The organism is Lacrimispora amygdalina (assembly GCF_003432035.1).
GTDB lineage: Bacteria > Bacillota > Clostridia > Lachnospirales > Lachnospiraceae > Lacrimispora > Lacrimispora amygdalina.
On sequence record NZ_QOHO01000067.1, the window covers coordinates 47,984 to 66,531 of the forward strand.

General features: G+C 43.2%; 17 protein-coding genes, 1 pseudogene and 1 riboswitch. Of the genes and pseudogenes, 12 read left to right on the forward strand and 6 right to left on the reverse strand.

Annotation, left to right across the window (positions count from 1 at the left end; translation table 11 throughout):
- Positions 1 to 62 precede the first annotated feature (62 nt).
- The 3 genes from DS742_RS20100 to DS742_RS20110 all read right to left on the reverse strand — a co-directional run bounded on the left by DS742_RS20100 (position 63) and on the right by DS742_RS20110 (position 4,026).
- Positions 63 to 1,754 (reverse strand): methyl-accepting chemotaxis protein, encoded by a 1,692-nt coding sequence (locus tag DS742_RS20100; protein ID WP_170313532.1) that lies wholly within the window; start codon positions 1,752 to 1,754, stop codon positions 63 to 65.
- Between the two features lie 77 nt (positions 1,755 to 1,831).
- A complete protein-coding gene (locus tag DS742_RS20105; protein WP_117418752.1) occupies positions 1,832 to 3,127 on the reverse strand; it encodes an SLC13 family permease in 1,296 nt (431 codons plus the stop codon).
- A 38-nt stretch (positions 3,128 to 3,165) separates the two neighbouring features.
- Positions 3,166 to 4,026, reverse strand: a complete 861-nt coding sequence (locus tag DS742_RS20110) for a DUF6282 family protein (RefSeq protein ID WP_117418753.1) — start codon at positions 4,024 to 4,026, stop codon at positions 3,166 to 3,168.
- Positions 4,027 to 4,253: 227 nt separating this feature from the next.
- On the opposite strand from DS742_RS20110, the gene DS742_RS20115 reads away from it, so the two are divergent.
- Positions 4,254 to 5,174, forward strand: coding sequence for a LysR family transcriptional regulator (locus DS742_RS20115; protein ID WP_117418754.1), 921 nt, complete (start codon positions 4,254 to 4,256; stop codon positions 5,172 to 5,174).
- A gap of 24 nt (positions 5,175 to 5,198) precedes the next feature.
- Here the strand turns inward: DS742_RS20115 and DS742_RS20120 are convergent, their stop codons facing one another.
- Positions 5,199 to 5,624 carry an aspartate carbamoyltransferase regulatory subunit gene (locus tag DS742_RS20120; RefSeq protein WP_117418755.1) on the reverse strand — a complete coding sequence of 142 codons (426 nt, stop codon included), beginning with the start codon at positions 5,622 to 5,624 and terminating at the stop codon, positions 5,199 to 5,201.
- Entirely contained in the window at positions 5,618 to 6,541 is a 924-nt protein-coding gene (pyrB, locus tag DS742_RS20125; protein WP_117418756.1) for an aspartate carbamoyltransferase, read from the reverse strand. Before pyrB ends, DS742_RS20120 begins: the two co-directional genes overlap by 7 nt.
- A 243-nt stretch (positions 6,542 to 6,784) precedes the next feature.
- Between pyrB and DS742_RS20130 the strand changes: the two genes are divergently transcribed.
- From DS742_RS20130 to DS742_RS20180, 11 genes and pseudogenes are all read left to right on the forward strand, one after another.
- On the forward strand, positions 6,785 to 7,504 hold the full coding sequence (locus tag DS742_RS20130) for an ABC transporter ATP-binding protein (RefSeq protein WP_117418792.1): 720 nt from the start codon (positions 6,785 to 6,787) through the stop codon (positions 7,502 to 7,504).
- A complete protein-coding gene (locus tag DS742_RS20135) occupies positions 7,491 to 9,326 on the forward strand; it encodes a COG1361 S-layer family protein (RefSeq protein ID WP_117418757.1) in 1,836 nt (611 codons plus the stop codon). The genes DS742_RS20130 and DS742_RS20135 overlap by 14 nt, the downstream gene beginning before the upstream one ends.
- The gene (locus DS742_RS20140; RefSeq protein ID WP_117418758.1) at positions 9,316 to 10,674 is read left to right on the forward strand and encodes an ABC transporter permease; all 1,359 of its coding nucleotides are present in this window, start codon (positions 9,316 to 9,318) and stop codon (positions 10,672 to 10,674) included. Before DS742_RS20135 ends, DS742_RS20140 begins: the two co-directional genes overlap by 11 nt.
- A gap of 60 nt (positions 10,675 to 10,734) precedes the next feature.
- Positions 10,735 to 10,817: riboswitch (ZMP/ZTP riboswitch) on the forward strand.
- Between the two features lie 54 nt (positions 10,818 to 10,871).
- Positions 10,872 to 11,585: an IMP cyclohydrolase gene (locus tag DS742_RS20145; RefSeq protein WP_117418759.1), complete on the forward strand. Its 714-nt coding sequence runs from the start codon at positions 10,872 to 10,874 to the stop codon at positions 11,583 to 11,585.
- 14 nt (positions 11,586 to 11,599) lie between these two features.
- Positions 11,600 to 12,778 carry a phosphoribosylaminoimidazolecarboxamide formyltransferase gene (locus DS742_RS20150; protein WP_117418760.1) on the forward strand — a complete coding sequence of 393 codons (1,179 nt, stop codon included), beginning with the start codon at positions 11,600 to 11,602 and terminating at the stop codon, positions 12,776 to 12,778.
- A gap of 188 nt (positions 12,779 to 12,966) precedes the next feature.
- A pseudogene (locus tag DS742_RS20155) lies at positions 12,967 to 13,242 on the forward strand (sigma-70 family RNA polymerase sigma factor); the annotation flags it as partial.
- A 143-nt stretch (positions 13,243 to 13,385) separates the two neighbouring features.
- On the forward strand, positions 13,386 to 14,678 hold the full coding sequence (locus tag DS742_RS20160; protein WP_117418761.1) for a glycoside hydrolase family 27 protein: 1,293 nt from the start codon (positions 13,386 to 13,388) through the stop codon (positions 14,676 to 14,678).
- Between the two features lie 86 nt (positions 14,679 to 14,764).
- Entirely contained in the window at positions 14,765 to 15,220 is a 456-nt protein-coding gene (locus DS742_RS20165) for a hydrogenase maturation protease (RefSeq protein WP_278336082.1), read from the forward strand.
- 189 nt (positions 15,221 to 15,409) lie between these two features.
- On the forward strand, positions 15,410 to 16,084 hold the full coding sequence (locus tag DS742_RS20170; protein ID WP_117418763.1) for a cytochrome b5 domain-containing protein: 675 nt from the start codon (positions 15,410 to 15,412) through the stop codon (positions 16,082 to 16,084).
- 13 nt (positions 16,085 to 16,097) lie between these two features.
- The gene (locus tag DS742_RS20175; RefSeq protein ID WP_242996649.1) at positions 16,098 to 16,994 is read left to right on the forward strand and encodes a hydrogenase small subunit; all 897 of its coding nucleotides are present in this window, start codon (positions 16,098 to 16,100) and stop codon (positions 16,992 to 16,994) included.
- Between the two features lies 1 nt (position 16,995).
- Positions 16,996 to 18,372: a nickel-dependent hydrogenase large subunit gene (locus DS742_RS20180; RefSeq protein WP_117418764.1), complete on the forward strand. Its 1,377-nt coding sequence runs from the start codon at positions 16,996 to 16,998 to the stop codon at positions 18,370 to 18,372.
- Here the strand turns inward: DS742_RS20180 and DS742_RS20185 are convergent.
- On the reverse strand, positions 18,356 to 18,544 hold the full coding sequence (locus tag DS742_RS20185; protein ID WP_117418765.1) for a hypothetical protein: 189 nt from the start codon (positions 18,542 to 18,544) through the stop codon (positions 18,356 to 18,358). The two genes, DS742_RS20180 and DS742_RS20185, sit on opposite strands and share 17 nt — an antisense overlap.
- Between the last annotated feature and the right edge of the window lie 4 nt (positions 18,545 to 18,548).

The following is an 18,548-nucleotide window of genomic DNA, read 5'->3' on the forward strand; positions in this document are numbered from 1 at the left end:
GCTATATCACATTTCTGGTGATTTTGGCGTTACCCTCTTATTTTACGGAAAATAGAAAACTGTTATATCATGTCAGATGAATGATCCAGCTGGAACTGGTAAATAAGCTGATTTAAATTTTCTGCTTCTGCAGCCAGTTCCTCGCTTGCAGCAGAGCTTTCTTCCGCGGTGGCTGATGTAGTCTGTACAACCGTAGATATCTGGTTAATTTCATGGCTGATTTTTTCCAGAGCAGAAGTCTGCAATAAAGAAGCTTCGGTAATTTTATTCATCAGTTCGGTTAACTGCTCAGATTTAGTGAGAACAGTGTTTAAGGAACCTTTGGTATCATCAGCCATTTGTGCTCCGTTTACTATGGCGTTTAACGTGCGGTCGATCAGATACTGCGTCTTTTGGGCAGATTCCGTACTTAAGGAAGCGAGGCGGCGTACTTCATCAGCAACAACAGCAAATCCCTTTCCGGCAGCTCCGGCCCGGGCAGCTTCTACGGCAGCATTTAAGGCAAGAATATTTGTCTGGAAGGCAATACTCTCCATTGTTTTTATGATTCCGCCTATCTCACTGGAATTATCGGAGATATCTTTCATGGCTGTATTCAGTTCCATCATCCGGTCATTGCTTGTACTAAGTTCCTCCTGTGTTTCAAGCAGCAGAGCGTTTGATTTTAAAATTCCGTCAGTGTTTTCTTTGATCTGGCCTGATATATGGCTTACTGTTTCAAAAAGCCGTTCAACGGAATCGGCCTGATCTATGGCATTTTCCGCCAGAATCTGTGAACCCTGTGATACCTGTTCAGAACCGTTTTTGACCTCACGTGAGGCAGTCTGCACATGATTTAATGTAAGGTTTAAGGAATGCAGAATTGTTTCCATTGAGGTACGGATGGGTGAAAAACTGTTTCTGTAATCCATGCTGATTGTTACAGTCATATCTTTGTCAGCCATTTTTTTTAGCACCTGGGAAATATCACTTATGTAGAGATTCAGTGTTTTAATAAGACTCCGGACGTTGTCAGCAAGAACACCCAGCTCATCTGCTGACTGGTAGGTGACATCAGTGTCTAATTCACCTGCGGCCAAAGCTGTGGTAGCAAGTTCCAGTTCCCTGATTGGTCTAGTGAGGCTTTTCGTCAGGAAGATGCATAATAAAACAATGGCAGATAATGTGATTGTCGTAAACAGAATGAGAACCGTATAAATTCTTGCTGATTCCGTTTTTCCATCTGTATAAAACTGGCTTGCACGATTGATGGCTGCCTGCTCTAACTGAGTGGCAATGTCGCTGGCAGCGGCTGAACTTGGTTCAAAGGAATCTATATAGATGCGAAAAGCATTGGCAGAGCTGCCTGATTTACTCAAATTAATGATTTCCTCAGCCATCTGCTCACGTTCCTTCTGGGAATCTATAATCTGAGCCAGTTTTTCCTGACTTTCCGGTTGTGTCATGTTCTTTTTTAAAAGTGAGGTTTTTTCATTGAGCCGCGCTGATGATTGATTAATTTCATCCTCCCATTTGGAAATATCATCTCCGTTTTTGCTCTGGATAATCAGAATCAGGTTTTTTTCAATTGTACGTAAATCGTACTTGATATACAGTGTGGCATTGGATACTGTAAACGGGCGGTTATAAAAAGAGGTAAAAGTTGTGTATAGTTTGTTCATTCCCCTGCCGGAGAGCAGGGCTGAGATAATAAACAGGAGAAAAATCAATCCAAATGCTGCTATGATTTTCTGACCTATTTTCCAATTTTTCATAAGATATCCTTTCATTTGTAACGTATGAAATATGCAGCCAAAATAAAGATATTATTCTGGCTGCAGGCTTTTTCATTTTATATAAACAGTGATGCAACAACATTAAAGATAGTAGCAGAAATGACGCTGACGGGTACAGCAACAAATAAAAGACGCGGGAACATGGCAGTGCGTTCTTCGTCAGTAGTACAGGTACCCAGAACCAGACTTCCCCCGGAAGAGAATGGGGAGATCGCTGAACTCTGTGCGCCGATTACGATGCTGCTGAAAATGATCAGCGGACTGATTCCCGTTGCAGCCGCAAGGGAAGGAACCAGGGGAAACAGTGCAGGACATACAACTCCAAGGGTGCTGGAAAAGAAACTCATTATTGATCCGATCAGGCTGAATGCGACCGGAACCACATAAACCGGCAGACTGGAACCTGCCCAGGATGCCATTAAATCAAGGGTACCTGCTTCGATGGCTACGTTGATCAGCATGCCCACACCGCAGATCATGATAATGGTATTCCACGGAACCTTTTTGATGACTTCATCCTGAGGAGCCAGCTTTAGAAATAAAGCAACAGCTGAAAATGCAATGGCTGTCAGACCAACATCTATTTTGCTGTTAATAAAGGTTACTGCAGCAGAAGCAGGGAAGATAATGTGCAGGATGGGGAACAGCAGAACAACTGCTATCATAACAATGATCAGAATAAGATTGGTTTTTTGCTTTGCAGTAAATGCGTCCGGCTTTTCAAACACCATATTTTTTTGTACTTCTCTGTTTTTTCCTGTAATAAAGCGGAATATCACAATCAGTAAAAGAGAGAAGATAACACTCTCAATAAAGATTACAGAAGTATAGTTAAATGAAACACTTGCATAATTATTTTCATCCATCAGCCCTCTGAATATAATTCCGCTTCCGCTGGTCATGAAATTTGCTCCTGACAGAGCACCGCAGTTAACCGCTGCAGCCCCTACCATTTTATCCATTTTCGCTTCTTCACAGATTAACAGTGCAATTGGTGCCATAAAAGCCATAACGGTAAAGAATCCGGCACCTAATGCTGCGATTCCCGCGCTGGCAAAATAGAGAGCGAAGGGAAGAAGACCAGGGAATCTGCGGCAGGCATAAAGCAGATACCGGGCGGTTTTTTCCAGTGTCCCGTTTACCAGAGCAAAGTTATAGAAAAGTGAAACAGAAAATATTACAAACATGGTATTGACGGGCCATCCCCCGATTACCTTTTTTGGTGCTAACCCCAGAGCAAAACAGCCTAACAGATAGGCGAATATAATTGCGAATAAACCAGTATTAAAGCCTGTTTTGTACCCGATTATGATTGCAAGTGCAATTGCTGATACGATTAATATGTTTATCATAAAACATAACCCCTTTTTTTGTTTTATTGACTTTCATGTTACGTTATATCAAGTAGTTCTGACTGGATTGTATGAGTCATGTGGAAAACCTCTGAGTCCGGTATGCCGTTATCCACAAGATACTGCATATATTGTTCCATTGCAATTTCCCAGTTTGGATTTTCTACCTGTCCTCCGTCGGTGGAGACCATGACATTTCTATATCCGCATTCTTTTATGGCCTCCAGATTCACAGGCAGGTTGCTTTTATATTTCCCTCCTCCCAGCGGCTGGGCAAAGCAGTGTTCCAGAATTACACCGTAATCTTTTACAATGCGTACCTGATCAGTAATGTCCATGCTCACAAGCCACCATTCCGGATGAGTTACTACTATTTTTTTAACTCCTGCGTCTCTGGCGGCTTCTACAACCTGAAAACACTCCTCTGGAGATATATGGGCTGTTGCTAGTACTGCATTATAGTCTTTAACCAGCTCAAAAATATCCCTTAATTCCGGTACGATTTTTGAATCTCTGATCACATCAATGCAGTCAGCTGTGGACTGGTTCATTTTAAGCTTATGATTTCTTGCAGACTGTGTAGGAAGCCATATGACTTTTGCGCCCAGTTTTAAACCGCTTTCAACCGCAGCGGGGTTGATTCCTCCAATCTGTCTGTTTAACGTTACGCTGCCGTACATGGTGAAGTTATTGTCACCGTTGTGTGTTAATTTGTTATGCTGGTTACATAAGTATGCCCGGTCCACGGTTGTGCCCTGGTGTGTTTTAATTACAATTGCTCTGGCACCCACCTTTATGGCAGCTTCCATCAATTCGAAATCGTCATAAGCACGGTGACGAATATCAGGATTTGAGTGGACATGCATATCAATGATACCCCCTAAAGATACCTTACTCATTTAACATCTCCTTTCTTTTATCTGGCAACGATAGAGCTTTGTAGAAAATCATCAAATACACTTCTTGGAAAAAAAGAATATTTATGTTGTTTTGGCAGAAACTGATGATAATTTTTCCTGTATCTATAAAGTTGCACAAATAATAAGTCGATTCTATAATGAATATATTATCGGTGCAATCTAAAATAAGTAATAGCTGATATCGAAAAAACCGATGGGAGGTAAAAATGGAACTGAAAGAATTGAGATATATTGTTACTCTGGCAGAAGAAGGCAGCATATCAAGAGCAGCAGACCGGCTGTTTATGGCCCAGTCCAGTCTGAGCCAGTTTTTACAGCAGTACGAGAAAGAGCTTGGAACTGCATTGTTTGCAAGGACTGCAAAAGGGATACGTCCCACAACAGGAGGTGCAAACTTTATAGAAAACGCCAGACAGATTTTAATTCAGTACAGAAGAGCGGAAAATGAATTATGGGACAGTGTAAATCTGGAAGGTGGAAGAATTATTTTTGGTATCAGTTCTTTTCGGGGAAGGTACATGCTTCCGGGTATTCTCGCCGACTTTCAGAAGAAGTACCCGAAGGTGAAGGTCGACATTGTAGAAGCTAACAGTATGGAACTGGAGGAAGAACTGACTGCAGGCAAGCTTGACCTGGCAGTGGTTGCACTGCCCGTTAACTTAAAAGGTAAAGTGGAGAAATTCTACAGGGATGAAGTAGTAATTGTATGCAGTAAAAATCACCCTGCAATGGAATATGTATATCGGGATGATAAAACAGGGCAGTACCACATGGAACTAAAGGATGCCGCCATGTTTTCCTTCATACTCAGCGATTACAATACAATGCTTGGAACTATCAGCAGGCAGCTGTTTGAAAAAGAGAATTTAAAAGTGCATTCGGACAACAGCAATATAACTGCAGCCCTGTCGGTGGGAATGGCAAGAGCGGGTCTTGGGCTTGCTTTTACTTACCGGTCCTGTATGGAGGAATACGAGGATACGGCTTACATATCGGTTGGCAGGCAGGGAATTTTTCTTGATCTGGCACTGGCCTGTTCTGCCATGGGATATCAGTCCAAGGCTGTATTTGCTTTTGGGGATATGATTAAGGAAAGGTACAAAAGAAAGCCGCTTCCGGTCAGTTAGGCAGGAAGCGGTTCTGTCACAGTATTATCTGCTGTATTTTTCTTCACAGTACATGCAGCGGTAGGTTTCCTTTTCCGCATCTGAGAGATAAAAAACATGGGGAAGCCCCTGTTCGATGGAAGTGATGCAGCGGGGATTTTTGCACTGGATGATGTTGGTGATCTTCTGGGGAAGACTGAGTGTCTTCTTTTCTACAATTTCATTATCCCGGATAATGTTTACCGTGATGTTGTGGTCAATATATCCGAGAATCTCCAGATTAATATGATCCATGCCGCCTTCTATTTTAATAATATCCTTTTTTCCCATTTTATTGCTTTTGGCATTTTTAATAATGGCCACCTGGCAGTCTAACTTGTCCAGCCCCAGATTATAATAAATCTCCAGACTTTTTCCTGCCTCAATGTGGTCTAATACGATACCTTCTTTTAATCCGCCGATATTTAACATGGTTTATTTACCTCCAGTAATGTCATGATAAGAGCCATACGTACATAAACACCATACTGTGCCTGCTTAAAGTAGGCGGCCCGTTTATCATCATCAACTTCTACAGAGATCTCATTGACTCTGGGAAGAGGGTGAAGAACATACATATCTTCCTTTGCCAGCTTCATCTTTTTCTTATCCAGAATGTAGCAGTCTTTTAAACGGATGTAATCTTCTTCATTGAAAAAGCGTTCTTTCTGTACACGTGTCATATACAGGATATCAAGATCCGGCATGGCATCGTCAAGACTGTCCATTTCGATAAATTCAATGTTGTTGGCCCTTAGCACATCTTCCCGGATGTATTCAGGTACCCGCAGTTCAGGGGGGGAAATTAAGATGAATTTGATGTTTTCGTATCTAACAAGAGCGTTAATGAGAGAGTGAACGGTACGGCCGAATTTCAAATCACCGCAAAGACCAATAGTTAAATCGTTCAGACGGCCTTTTAAGGAACGAATAGAAAGTAAATCGGTAAGTGTCTGTGTGGGATGCTGATGTCCGCCGTCTCCTGCATTGATGACCGGAATACCGGAATGGCTGGCAGCGACTAATGGTGCTCCTTCTTTGGGGTGTCTCATTGCACAGATATCTGCGTAACAGGAGATGACCCGAATGGTATCAGCGACACTTTCTCCTTTTGAAGCAGAGCTCGAATCGGCAGAAGAAAAGCCAAGTACGCTGCCTCCTAAATTAAGCATGGCAGCCTCGAAACTCAAACGGGTTCTTGTACTTGGCTCATAAAAAAGTGTCGCTAGTTTTTTTCCATTGCATACATGAGAATATTCCGGAAGATTATCTTCAATATCTTTTGCCAGATCAAGCAGTTGTCCGGTTTCTTCCAGACTGAAATCTAACGGGTTAAGTAAATGTCTCATAAGAATCTCCTTTATCCACTGAGTTATGGTTTAAAATTCTATCCCATTATAAAGCATACTTTGAAATATTTCCACTCTTTTTTTAAAAATTTTTAACAGCCTTTTGGAAGGCCTTCCGGGGTGTAAGGAATATGTAAGGAAGATTAAGAAAATAAAGAATGCAGGATTTACCAATCCTGTTGTATAATGTCATTGCGTGAATAAAACAAGGAGGATGCTTAAGTGGTGGAAAATAAGACACCTATGATTCAGGTTAAGAATCTTTATAAGGTGTATCAGGTGGGAGATACCAAAGTCTACGCACTAAACGGAGTAGACTTTACAATATATAAAGGTGAATTTTGCGCCATTGTGGGCCCGTCCGGCTCAGGGAAATCCACACTTTTAAATATGATGGCGGGTTTGGAAAAACCATCGAAGGGGGAAATTGTCATTGCGGGAAATCACATTGAAAAGCTTTCAGAGAATCAGCTGGTTGCATTCAGAAGAAAGCATGTCGGGTTTATTTTCCAGTCTTATAATCTGATAAAGACATTGAATGCGGTAGAGAATGTTGCACTTCCCCTGTCATTTCGGGGAGTACCGAGAAAAGTCCGGAATGAAAAGGCAAAACAGTACATAAAGCTGGTAGGGCTGGAGAAACAGATGAACCATATGGCAAACGAGATGTCGGGAGGACAGCAGCAGCGGGTGGGAATTGCAAGAGCGCTTGCAGTTGATCCAAAGATTATTTTTGCGGATGAACCAACCGGAAATCTGGATTCCAAAACGACAAAAGAGGTTCTTAATCTGATGCAGAAGATTGTAAAAGAGCAGAACCAGACACTTGTCATGGTAACACACGATAATTATATAGCTAAGTTTGCAGACAGACAGTTCCACATAGTGGATGGAAAGATATTTAAGATTGAAGAACAGCACCACGAGGATACAGAGGGGGATAAGGAACATGTACAGAGTTAAGAGAAAAATTGTATGGCTGCTTGCTGTGCTTATGGTGGCTTCATCAATACCGGCAACAGCTTTTGCACAATATGATTTAAGCAAAAATACCTATATTGATGTGAAGAAGACTCCGTCTGGAAAGACAGGAGAGAATATTACCATCAACATGGTTTTTACCAATAATACAGGCAGTGATTTGGAGGATGTGGCAGTGAGATTTGACAGGGATATTCCGGAACAGGAATACAGGGCCACGGAAGACGCGGAGGAAACCACTACTTATACAGGCTCCGTGTTTCCTTTCGAAATATCCTCAAACACCTTTGATAACAAAAAGCTGGGCAAGGTTAAAAGCGGCAGCTCTAAAACCTTCAGCCTGACTGCCAGAATCAGGAGAGATGTATCTGAGGGCTATTACTTAGTGCCGTTAGAGGTCGTTACAGATGCAAAGAAAAAAGATGATGGAGCCCATGCATCCTACGAGAAGGTAAATATCTGGATTACGAAATCTTCCGCCACAACCTCTTCCGGAGCAAATGAAGGAACCATAAGCTTTGAGCTTGGCGAAGATCAGAGCACACCCTTCGGCACTTATCCGGAAGTCATGAATTTCAATATGAATGTCCGTAATTCTTCTTCCCTAACCGCATTCGACGTGAATGTACGTATGGGCGTAAATCAGGACAGTACAAAATTCCCTTTTGATATCAACGATGGGAATTATACCAAACATTACGACCGGATCGGGGGCGGGGAGACCATATCCGTGCCTTACAGCATGATGATCAGAAAAGATGTTTACAGCGGATATTATCCTATTGTATTTAATATCGAATACCGGGACAGTACAGACGGTGATATCCAGAAGTCAGAAGAGACTTTCTATGTAAAGGTGCAGAATAAGGATAAAGAGGAAGAGACAAAGGAGTTTAATGCCAATGACAGAACCAAGGCAAGGATTGTTGTTGACGGCTTTGAAACCAATCCGGAGAAGGTTTACGCCGGTGAGGAGTTTGAACTTACGCTGCATATGAAAAATGCCTCGGAGAGTGTTACTGCGAGCAACATTCTTTTTAATCTGGAGTCTGAAAAGGTAACGGAAAGCGCTGTGTTTACGACCGATGAAGGAAGCTCTTCCATCGTTGTGAATACTCTTGGGGCAGGACAGACCGCAGACATCAAGGTAAAGCTCAGGGCCGGGGCATGGGTGGACCAGAGAACCTATGGACTGACCATAAATGAAAAATATGACAGCCCTGAATTTAAAAATGCGGAAGAAAAGATAACAGTTAATATTCCGGTCAAACAGGTTGCACGTTTAAATACAGGAACCATAGATATTATGCCGGAATCAATAGCCGCAGGATCTGAAACCAATATTATGTTCCCTGTTAATAATACGGGCAAGGTTCTTCTTTATAATGTTATGGTGGCATTCGTAGGAGATTCTATCCAGCAGACTACTACCTACATCGGTAATATTAAGCCAGGAGAAACCGGTAATGTAGATGCCATGATTACGGGTACAACTCCCACAGCAGATGACGGAAAAATCAAGATTCTAATTACCTATGAGGATGAAAACGGAGTAGTCTCTGATCCGATAGAAAAAGAAGTCACATTAATGGTAACAGAGCAGGAAGAGACAGGGACGGATACAGGTGATATGGGTGAACTGCCTGCAGATGTACAGCCCACAGGTTTTGCAAAGTACAGTAAAATTCTTGTCCCAGCCGCTGGCGTACTAATCGCTGCAGGAGCCGGTGCCGCCATTTTCTTCTGGAAAAGAAGAAAAAAGAAGAAGCTGGCAGCAGAAGAGGAATTAAACGATGAGATTTAGCGATTTGCTTTCCATGAGTGTGAACAATTTAAGACGGAGAAAGATGAGGACATTTTTAACTGTTCTGGGAGTTCTGATTGGTACGGCTTCCATTGTTGTTATGGTATCTCTGGGGATCGGTTTTAATGAACTTACCATGGAACAGTACGCTTCTTATGGAAGCCTGACTGAAATCACCGTGTACTCCAATCAATCGTTTGGCGGAGACGGAAAGAACGAACCAAAGCACATGACGGATGATGTGATTGCCCAATTTGGAAAAATGGATCATGTAAAGGCGGCTTCCCCGCTTTTGCAGGCAGATACGATCATGAGCCAGGGGGCATATCAGGCAAATATCACAGTGATCGGAGTAACTCCGGAATATATGGAGAATATTTCTTTAAAACAGGGTCACCTTCCGGATAAAGGGAAGAAAGAACTGCAGATGGTGGTTGGAAATATGGTTGCCAGGCAGTTTAGCAACCCGAAAAGCAGAAGTCAGGATTTTTATGATGATCCAACCAAAGTTCCTGATATTGATTTTATAAACAGACCCATTTTTGTGGTTTTTGATACGGATGCCTATTATCAGGCCCAAAACGGCGGATCAGGTGACGGGAAAACTCCCGTCAAGCCGCCTAAAAAATATCTGTTGAAGACAGCAGGTCTGGTAGCGGGAGGTGTGGAGGACTATAATAATTACAGCTACAATGTTTATGTTGATCTGGAAGCGTTAAAATCCCAGTTAAAGCAGATTTTTAAGAAGAAACCCATTCCCAATCAGCCTACCAATAAAAAGGGAAAGCCTTACGGCTATTTTATTTATGACCAGGCGGTCGTGGAGGTAGATGATATGGCCAATGTAACGGAAGTTCAAAAGGCTATAACAGATATGGGGTATCAGGCAAACAGCAATATGGAATGGCTGGAACAGTCCCAGAAGCAGGCTAAGATGGTTCAGGCACTGCTTGGCGGAATCGGAACGGTATCCTTATTTGTAGCAGCAATCGGTATTGCCAATACCATGATGATGTCCATCTATGAAAGAACGAAGGAAATCGGAATTTTAAAGGTACTGGGGCTTGATATGAACCATATCAGAGACATGTTTCTTCTGGAATCAGGATTTATAGGTTTCCTTGGAGGCGTAACGGGAATTGTATTCAGTTACGGGGTTTCTTTTCTCATAAACCGTTTTCTGGCCGGCCGTTTTATGCCGGATATGCCTGGAGATTTATCAAGAATACCGGTGTGGCTGTCTCTGGCTGCCGTAGGATTTTCTATTTTTGTAGGCATGGCTGCCGGATTTTTCCCATCACTCAGAGCCATGAAACTGAGTCCTCTTGCTGCCATTCGCAACGAGTAAAGCTAAGTAATATTAAAAAAAGACCTTGCATTTTTCGGAGGAATCATTTATTATGTTAAACAAGGTACGTGCAACTGGCGGATAAGTGGAGAAAACCACGGGGAGCACGTTACAATCAGAAGCCGACCGCCTGGGCACCGCTATGGGATGTCCAGGCGGTTTTTTGCGTTCTTATTGATGAAGGAGGACTAGAAGTCATGAATTTGGTTTCTTTGAAGGATGATTTAACGAACAATTCCTATCCGGGAAGAGGGATAATTATCGGCAAATCCCCTGATGGCAGAAAGGCAGTAACAGCCTATTTTATCATGGGAAGAAGTGTCAACAGCCGCAATCGCGTATTTGTGGAAGATGGAGATGGAATCCGTACCCAGGCTCACGATCCTTCAAAACTGTCAGATCCCAGTCTGATTATCTATGCTCCGGTTCGTGTCATGGGCAACAAAACAATTGTGACAAACGGAGATCAGACAGACACCATCTATAAAGGAATGGATTTTCAGCTTACGTTTGAGCAGACTCTTCGCAGCAGAGAGTTTGAGCCGGACAGCCCCAATTACACTCCACGTATATCCGGTATCATGCATGTGGAGGATGGAAGATTTAACTATGCCATGTCTATATTAAAAAGTAACAATGGAGATCCATCTGCCTGCAACCGCTTCACCTTTGCCTATGAAAATCCAGTACCAGGAGAAGCCCATTTTATTCATACCTATATGCATGACGGCAATCCCCTGCCAAGCTTTGAAGGGGAACCAAAACTGGTGGAAGTTTTAGATGACCAGGATGAGTATACTTCCATGATCTGGGAAAGTCTGAATGAAGAGAATAAAGTATCGTTGTTTGTCCGTTATATTGATCTTGTAACAGGGGAATTTGAGACCCGGATAATAAATAAGAATAAATAGCAGGAGCACAAAAGATGAATGAATTAGAATTAAAATATGGATGTAACCCCAATCAGAAACCATCAAGAATCTATATGGCAGATGGATCCGATCTGCCCATAACCGTATTAAGCGGAAAACCCGGATATATTAATTTTTTGGATGCATTCAATGGCTGGCAGCTGGTAAAAGAGTTAAAGGAGGCCACCGGTCTGCCTGCAGCTGCCTCATTTAAGCACGTGTCTCCTGCAGGTGCAGCAGTAGGACTTCCCTTAAGCCCCGTACTAAAAAAGATCTACTGGGTTGAGGATATGGGGGAGCTTTCCCCTCTTGCCTGTGCTTACGCCAGAGCCAGGGGAGCTGACCGCATGTCTTCCTTTGGCGATTATATTTCCTTGTCAGATCCCTGTGATGAAGATACGGCTAAGATCATAAAGAGAGAGGTGTCAGACGGCGTCATAGCACCTGGTTATACACCGGAAGCTCTGGACATTTTAAAATCCAAGAAGAACGGCAATTATAATGTTATTTTAATTGATCCGGAATATTTACCGGAGCCCATAGAGAAAAAGCAGGTTTACGGAGTTACGTTTGAACAGGGAAGAAATGAAATTAAAATCGGCCGGGAATTGTTTGAAAACAGAGTGACTCAGAATAAGGAGATTCCGAAAGCTGCCGAGATTGATTTAATAATCTCTTTAATTACGTTAAAATACACCCAGTCCAATTCTGTCTGCTATGCAAAGGACGGACAGGCAATCGGAATCGGAGCCGGACAGCAGTCCCGCGTCCACTGTACCAGACTGGCGGGAAGCAAAGCGGATAACTGGTATTTAAGGCAGGCACCAAAGGTGCTTGAACTCCCATTTCTTGATAATATCCGCCGTGCAGACAGGGATAATGCCATTGACGTTTATATCGGTGAGGATTATATGGATGTATTGGCGGATGGCAGATGGGAGCTGGTGTTTAAGGAAAAGCCCCCGGTTTTTTCGGCAGAGGAAAAAAGGCAGTGGCTTGATCAGTTATCTGATGTATCCCTTGGATCTGATGCATTTTTCCCATTTGGAGATAACATTGACCGGGCATTTAAAAGCGGTGTGAAGTACGTTGTTCAGCCAGGCGGCTCCGTCAGGGATGATCAGGTGATTGAAACCTGTGACAAATACGGTATGGTAATGGCATTTAATGGAATACGCCTCTTCCACCATTAATAAAATAAATGAAGGGATCGGACCGGTGTCCGGTCCTTTTTTTTACGGTTTTACTTTACATAAAAATATTATGTAAAGTAATGCAGATAATCTGAGAAAAAATAAGTACCAGCCTATATTTTTTGTAAAAGCACTTTAAAGGCGGGGGCGGCATAAAATAGGATTAAGTAAGTTTAAGGTGGCTTTCTTTGAAAACTTTTCCCAAACCTTTAACTGCGCGAGAGGAACGAGAGTGTCTGGAACGATACCAGGAAGGGGATCAGGAGGCGAGAGCCACACTCATCGAGCGTAATATGCGTCTTGTGGCCCATGTTGCAAAAAAGTATCAGAATACAGACTATGATATGGAAGATCTCCTATCCGTGGGGACTATCGGGTTAATCAAAGCTGTTAATACCTTTCATCCGGACAGAGGATCAAGGCTGGCCACTTATGCGGCGAAATGTGTGGAGAATGAGATCCTATCATAATGGCTTCTGTATTGAGCTGCAATGCTCATATTTTTTCTGAAAACCTTTGAAAAATAATTGCTGTACTCTTGCAATAGATTACCCAGTTGTTATAATGATATCAGATTTATCAATAATTACCAGGAAAGGATATGTATATGAGCAGAATTTTATCATCAGAAAAACCTCCCATGGGATGGAACAGCTATGACTATTATGATACCACAGTAACAGAACGTGAGGTCAGGGCTAATGCTGAATATATGTCACAGAATTTAAAAGAATATGGCTGGGAATATATCGTGGTTGACATACAATGGTATGCCCATTATGCCGGAACCAGGCGGGAAGAGTGCCAGTATATCCCCTTTGGGAAGGTTGAGATTGATGAATATTCCAGACTCTGGCCGTGTCCCGGCCGTTTCCCGTCTTCCGCGGGAGGTCAGGGGTTTAAACCGCTGGCTGATTATATCCATGGACTGGGCTTAAAATTTGGAATTCACATCATGAGGGGAATTCCCCGTATAGCGGCTCATAACTGCATGAAAATAATGAATACAGATATAACAGCAGACCGGATTTCAGATCCTTATTCCATCTGCTCCTGGAATCCGGATATGTATGGAGTAATTCCCCAGGCTGAGGGGGCACAGGCGTATTATGATTCTGTTTTTCAGCTGTATGCGCAGTGGGGGGTGGATTTCATCAAATGCGATGATATCTGCCGTATGGATGCAGCGTCTGCAAAAGAAGAGATACGTATGCTTCATGACGCAATCAAAAACAGCGGGAGGCAGATGGTACTCAGCCTGTCACCAGGACCTGCCCTCCTTGATGAAGCATGGCATTATGAAACTTACGCCAATATGTGGCGGATTACCGATGATTTCTGGGATGACTGGAAGCTGTTAAAACAGATGTTTGTTCGCTGCGAACATTGGCAGAATCATGTGAGTGAAGGAAATTACCCGGATTGTGATATGCTTCCGGTAGGTATGTTAGGAAAAGGTTTCGGTGATGAGAGAATGACCCGGTTTACAAAGGATGAGCAGATTACAATGATGACGCTGTGGTGTATATTCCGGTCTCCGCTGATGATTGGCGCTGAACTGACTCTGATGGATAAATGGACGAAGGGACTGCTTACAAATCCGGAAGTTTTAGCCCTTCTCAGTGACAAATGCAAAGCATCACAGCTTGCGCGCAATGGGGATCGGTGTATCTGGCACAGCAGCCATAGGGAAAATGGTTTTAATTATCTGGCTGTATTCAATCTTTCTGAGGAGGAAAGTGAGATTGTCATACAGACCTGTCTCTTAAATATTGAAAACTTTAAAGATATCTGCTTTAAAGAACTTTGGACAGGTGAAATATTTACTTGTACAACAAAGGATCTGGTATTAAAAGTACCTGGTCACGGAGCAAAACTTTGCCGGTTCCAGCAAACCTGACTTTAAAAGACATGGGAGTGAGAATATTCCCATGTCTTTTTCATATATATAAAAAAATAAGACAGGGGGGATGAAAAACGAAACTGATTGCTGTTGGCAGCCGGCTGATGAAGGATGATGGAATTGGGCTTATCGTTGCACAAGAGCTGGAAAAACGGTTCCATGATTCAGAACTGGAGATAACCTATGGAGAAACAGACAGTGAGGGGTGTTTTTATTCTCTGAATCCCGATGATTTTGTACTGATTTTAGATGCCATGACAACCGGAGAACGGCCGGGTACTGTGAAAATATTTTCCTTAAATGAACTTATGGATCAGAGAGCGGATCTGTCCATGCAGCACGATATGAGTTTTCTGGATCTTATGAAACTTTACAGATGTTCCATAAGAGGATACTTAATTGGGATTGAGGCTTCCCTGATTGTTCCAGGCCTTGAGCTAAGTCCTGCACTTTACAGGCAGTTTCCGGAAATTTGCAGAGAAACAGAAGATATAATAAGAGGTATTCTGTCAAAAGAAGCAAAGCGGAAAACAGAATGAATCACCTTCTTGTACAAAAAACATGGAAATCAGGCTTAAAAGGCAGGCCTGCACATATATTCTAACAGATAAGCGTCATCTGATCATAGTAATTTATATTTAAACCAGAAAGAGTAATGATGATTTGGCGTTCCTTCAAAGATTTGCCGGTGAATTAGTAAATGTAAAAATTGGTAAGGAGGTTTCATTATGGATATGGATTTGCTGATGACATATCTTGTGAGCAGTTTAAAGAGATTAAATACTGATGTAGAGAAACTTCGCTCTAATCAATACAACAGCGATGATATACTGGATCACTTAAGCAGTGAATTAATTATGCTGCAGAATCATGTCTATTATTTCGGACAGATGCAGGAGAAAGGTTTATTTGCCAGTCAGATGAACGGTCGGGCAGGTGGACTGACAGGAGGCCAAATGGGCCCAACAGGTGAAGGTCCAACGGGAGGCCCAACAAGTGCAGGTCCAACGGGAGGCCCAACCGGTGCGGGTCCAACGGGAGGCCCGACAGGTGCAGGTCCAACAGGAGGCCCGACAGGTACAGGTCCAACAGGAGGCCCAACCGGCGGTGAAACAGGAGGAGCAACAGGCGCAGAGCAGCCTGGAGAAAGCCCGGAGCCAGAGCCCCTGACCTATTTTACACTGGAGCAGCTGTCACAATATGATGGAAGAAACGGTGCTCCGGCTTATGTTGCAGTCAATGGAGTTGTCTATAATGTAACCGATAACCGGTTATGGTCAGGAGGAAATCATTTCTGGGGACTGTCTGCAGGAAGGGATTTAAGCATAGAATTTGCATCCTGCCATCCGGGAGCAATGGTTTTAAGTGTGCTGCCGGTTGTTGGGTACCTCATTCAGGAATAGGGGGAGTGATAATTTGAAGGGAGAACATGCATCATGTCCTTTTCAGGAGTATAAATTAAAGGAAACCACACATCTGGTATCCAGGGCAATGGAGGAAATCGGAAGCCGGAAGCTGGCAAAGCCTAATCTGGTATGGCTGGAGCTTAATGGATGCACGGGAAATACGATATCTCTGCTTGACGGTCAGAATCCGGATTTCCAGTATCTTATGACACAGATGACAAACTTTATTTACAGCAACAGTTTGATTGCATCTGAGGGCGCAGAAGCAATGGATCAGTTGTTCGATATAATTGGGGATGAGTATATACTGGCAGTAGAGGGGGCTGTATCCATGAAGGACAATGGATTATATCATATTATTGGACGTCATGAGGGGAAAGAAGTGACGGGTCTGGAAGCTGCAGTCAGGCTGGGGGAACATGCCTCCCATATCATTGCAGTTGGAGACTGTGCATCTTACGGAGGGGTATCGGCAGCAAGACCGAATCCGGCAGACTGCACTGGAATTTCAGATGTTGTAAACCGGAAAGTGATTAAGCTGACGGGATGTCCCTGCCATCCGGACTGGCTAATGGGAACAGTGGCATATTTAATTCTTTACGGGGAACCGCCTCTGGACGATATGGACCGGCCTTTGATGTTCTATGGCATAACAATTCATGACCGCTGCCCCAGAAGATCTTATTTTGACGAGGGTATATTTGCGACAAAGCTGGGAGAAGAGACTTGTATGTTCATGCTGGGGTGCAGGGGGCCTGTGACCCAGACGGACTGTCCCATCCGCAAATGGAACGGACACGTAAACTGGCCGATAGGAGATGACACTCCCTGTATCGGATGTGCTCAGTTTGGATTCCCGGATGCCATGGAGCCCTTTATCACTTATGATACCATGAGGGAGGAATAATATGGCGGAGACAATTATCATTAATCCAGTTACCAGGATCAACGGGTTTATGGAAATAGAAGCAGTGGTGGGAAATAATGCTGTGACAGATGCCAGGACAAAAGGACTGATGTTTCGCGGATTTGAAAAGATGCTGGCAGGCAGAAGTCCGTTGGATGCAGTGTATTTTACGCAGCGTATCTGTGGAATCTGCTCCACAGCCCATTCTATGGCTGCCTCTTTAGCCCTGGAAGATGCCCTTGGGATTGTACCGTCAGAGCAGGGAAGGTATCTGAGGGATCTGCTTCATGCCTGTGAATTTCTGCAGAATCATCTAAGGCATCTTTACCAGTATACTCTTCCGGACTATGTAAAACTGCCGGAGGGTTATCCTCTCTTTAAAACAGATCACAACGATTACAGGCTGCCCAAAGAGGTTAATACACGCCTGGTAAATGATTATTTTGAATCCCTGGAATACAGCAGGAATGCACATAAGATGTTAGCCATTCTGGGAGGAAAGGCACCTCACAATCATGGAGTATTTATAGGCGGAATCACGTCACCTGTTACGGTTGATATGATTATTGCCATAAAATCAATTTTATTCGGGATTGAACAGTTTATAACGGAAAAAATGCTGCCGGATGTGTATGAAATTGCCGCTTATTATCCGGAATATTATCATTTTGGAGGCGGTTATGGTAATCTTTTAACCTATGGCTGTTTTGATCATTATAAAGAGCTTGGGACTTTATATGTAGCTCCATATATCTTTACTAATGAACAGTACTCCCGTTTTGATCCGGCTCTTATCGTCCAGTCAGATGAATATGCGTGGTTTAATGAAGCGGATGAACCGGACAGGAATAAGCCAGACGCCTATTCCTGGATCAGAGCTCCCAGATACAACGGAATGCCTTTTGAGGTTGGACCGTTAGCAAGACAATGGCTGTCTGGAGAGTACAGACGTGGGATATCTGTTATGGACAGAACCATTGCCAGGGTTCTGGAAGCAAAGAAAATCACACAGATTATGAATACTCTTTTGGAAAATCTCATTCCCGATGTGCCGATGCAGCAGGAATATACAGTACCGGAACAGGCTTATGGAACAGGTCTGATTGATACAACCCGCGGAGCACTTGGCCACTGGCTGACGATTGAAGACAAGAAAATCCTGTTCTACCAGATTATTACGCCTTCTGCCTGGAACCTATCCACTCAGACAGGACAAAGAAAGGGAACAGCAGAACAGGCACTTTTGGGTGCCCCGGTGAAAGATGAGAGTATGCCGGTGGAGATAGGGAGAATCATAAGATCCTTTGATCCCTGCGTATCCTGTGCCACTCACGTATTCGTTCCGGGAAAATGGGATAAAATTATTCAGGTTGTTTAAATGTCTGGGTACTTTCTGCTTTAATTGCGTTTAACAGCGCTTTTTTCTGGTCGTTTGGGCAGTGAAGCAGGCGGACTGTCTGCATAAGTACCTGATTATGAATGACGGCTGCCCTTCTGCCAAGTTCTTTTTTATCTTCCTCCGTCTGGGGATTATATACGATCATATTCATAGAG

Bases quoted from the DNA above. Each gene is read 5' to 3' on its own strand.
- DS742_RS20100 (WP_170313532.1), bottom strand. From the start codon at position 1,754: ATGAAAAATTGGAAAATAGGTCAGAAAATCATAGCAGCATTTGGATTG.
- DS742_RS20105 (WP_117418752.1), bottom strand. From the start codon at position 3,127: ATGATAAACATATTAATCGTATCAGCAATTGCACTTGCAATCATAATC.
- DS742_RS20110 (WP_117418753.1), bottom strand. From the start codon at position 4,026: ATGAGTAAGGTATCTTTAGGGGGTATCATTGATATGCATGTCCACTCA.
- DS742_RS20115 (WP_117418754.1), top strand. From the start codon at position 4,254: ATGGAACTGAAAGAATTGAGATATATTGTTACTCTGGCAGAAGAAGGC.
- DS742_RS20120 (WP_117418755.1), bottom strand. From the start codon at position 5,624: ATGTTAAATATCGGCGGATTAAAAGAAGGTATCGTATTAGACCACATT.
- pyrB (WP_117418756.1), bottom strand. From the start codon at position 6,541: ATGAGACATTTACTTAACCCGTTAGATTTCAGTCTGGAAGAAACCGGA.
- DS742_RS20130 (WP_117418792.1), top strand. From the start codon at position 6,785: ATGATTCAGGTTAAGAATCTTTATAAGGTGTATCAGGTGGGAGATACC.
- DS742_RS20135 (WP_117418757.1), top strand. From the start codon at position 7,491: ATGTACAGAGTTAAGAGAAAAATTGTATGGCTGCTTGCTGTGCTTATG.
- DS742_RS20140 (WP_117418758.1), top strand. From the start codon at position 9,316: ATGAGATTTAGCGATTTGCTTTCCATGAGTGTGAACAATTTAAGACGG.
- DS742_RS20145 (WP_117418759.1), top strand. From the start codon at position 10,872: ATGAATTTGGTTTCTTTGAAGGATGATTTAACGAACAATTCCTATCCG.
- DS742_RS20150 (WP_117418760.1), top strand. From the start codon at position 11,600: ATGAATGAATTAGAATTAAAATATGGATGTAACCCCAATCAGAAACCA.
- DS742_RS20160 (WP_117418761.1), top strand. From the start codon at position 13,386: ATGAGCAGAATTTTATCATCAGAAAAACCTCCCATGGGATGGAACAGC.
- DS742_RS20170 (WP_117418763.1), top strand. From the start codon at position 15,410: ATGGATATGGATTTGCTGATGACATATCTTGTGAGCAGTTTAAAGAGA.
- DS742_RS20180 (WP_117418764.1), top strand. From the start codon at position 16,996: ATGGCGGAGACAATTATCATTAATCCAGTTACCAGGATCAACGGGTTT.
- DS742_RS20185 (WP_117418765.1), bottom strand. From the start codon at position 18,544: ATGAATATGATCGTATATAATCCCCAGACGGAGGAAGATAAAAAAGAA.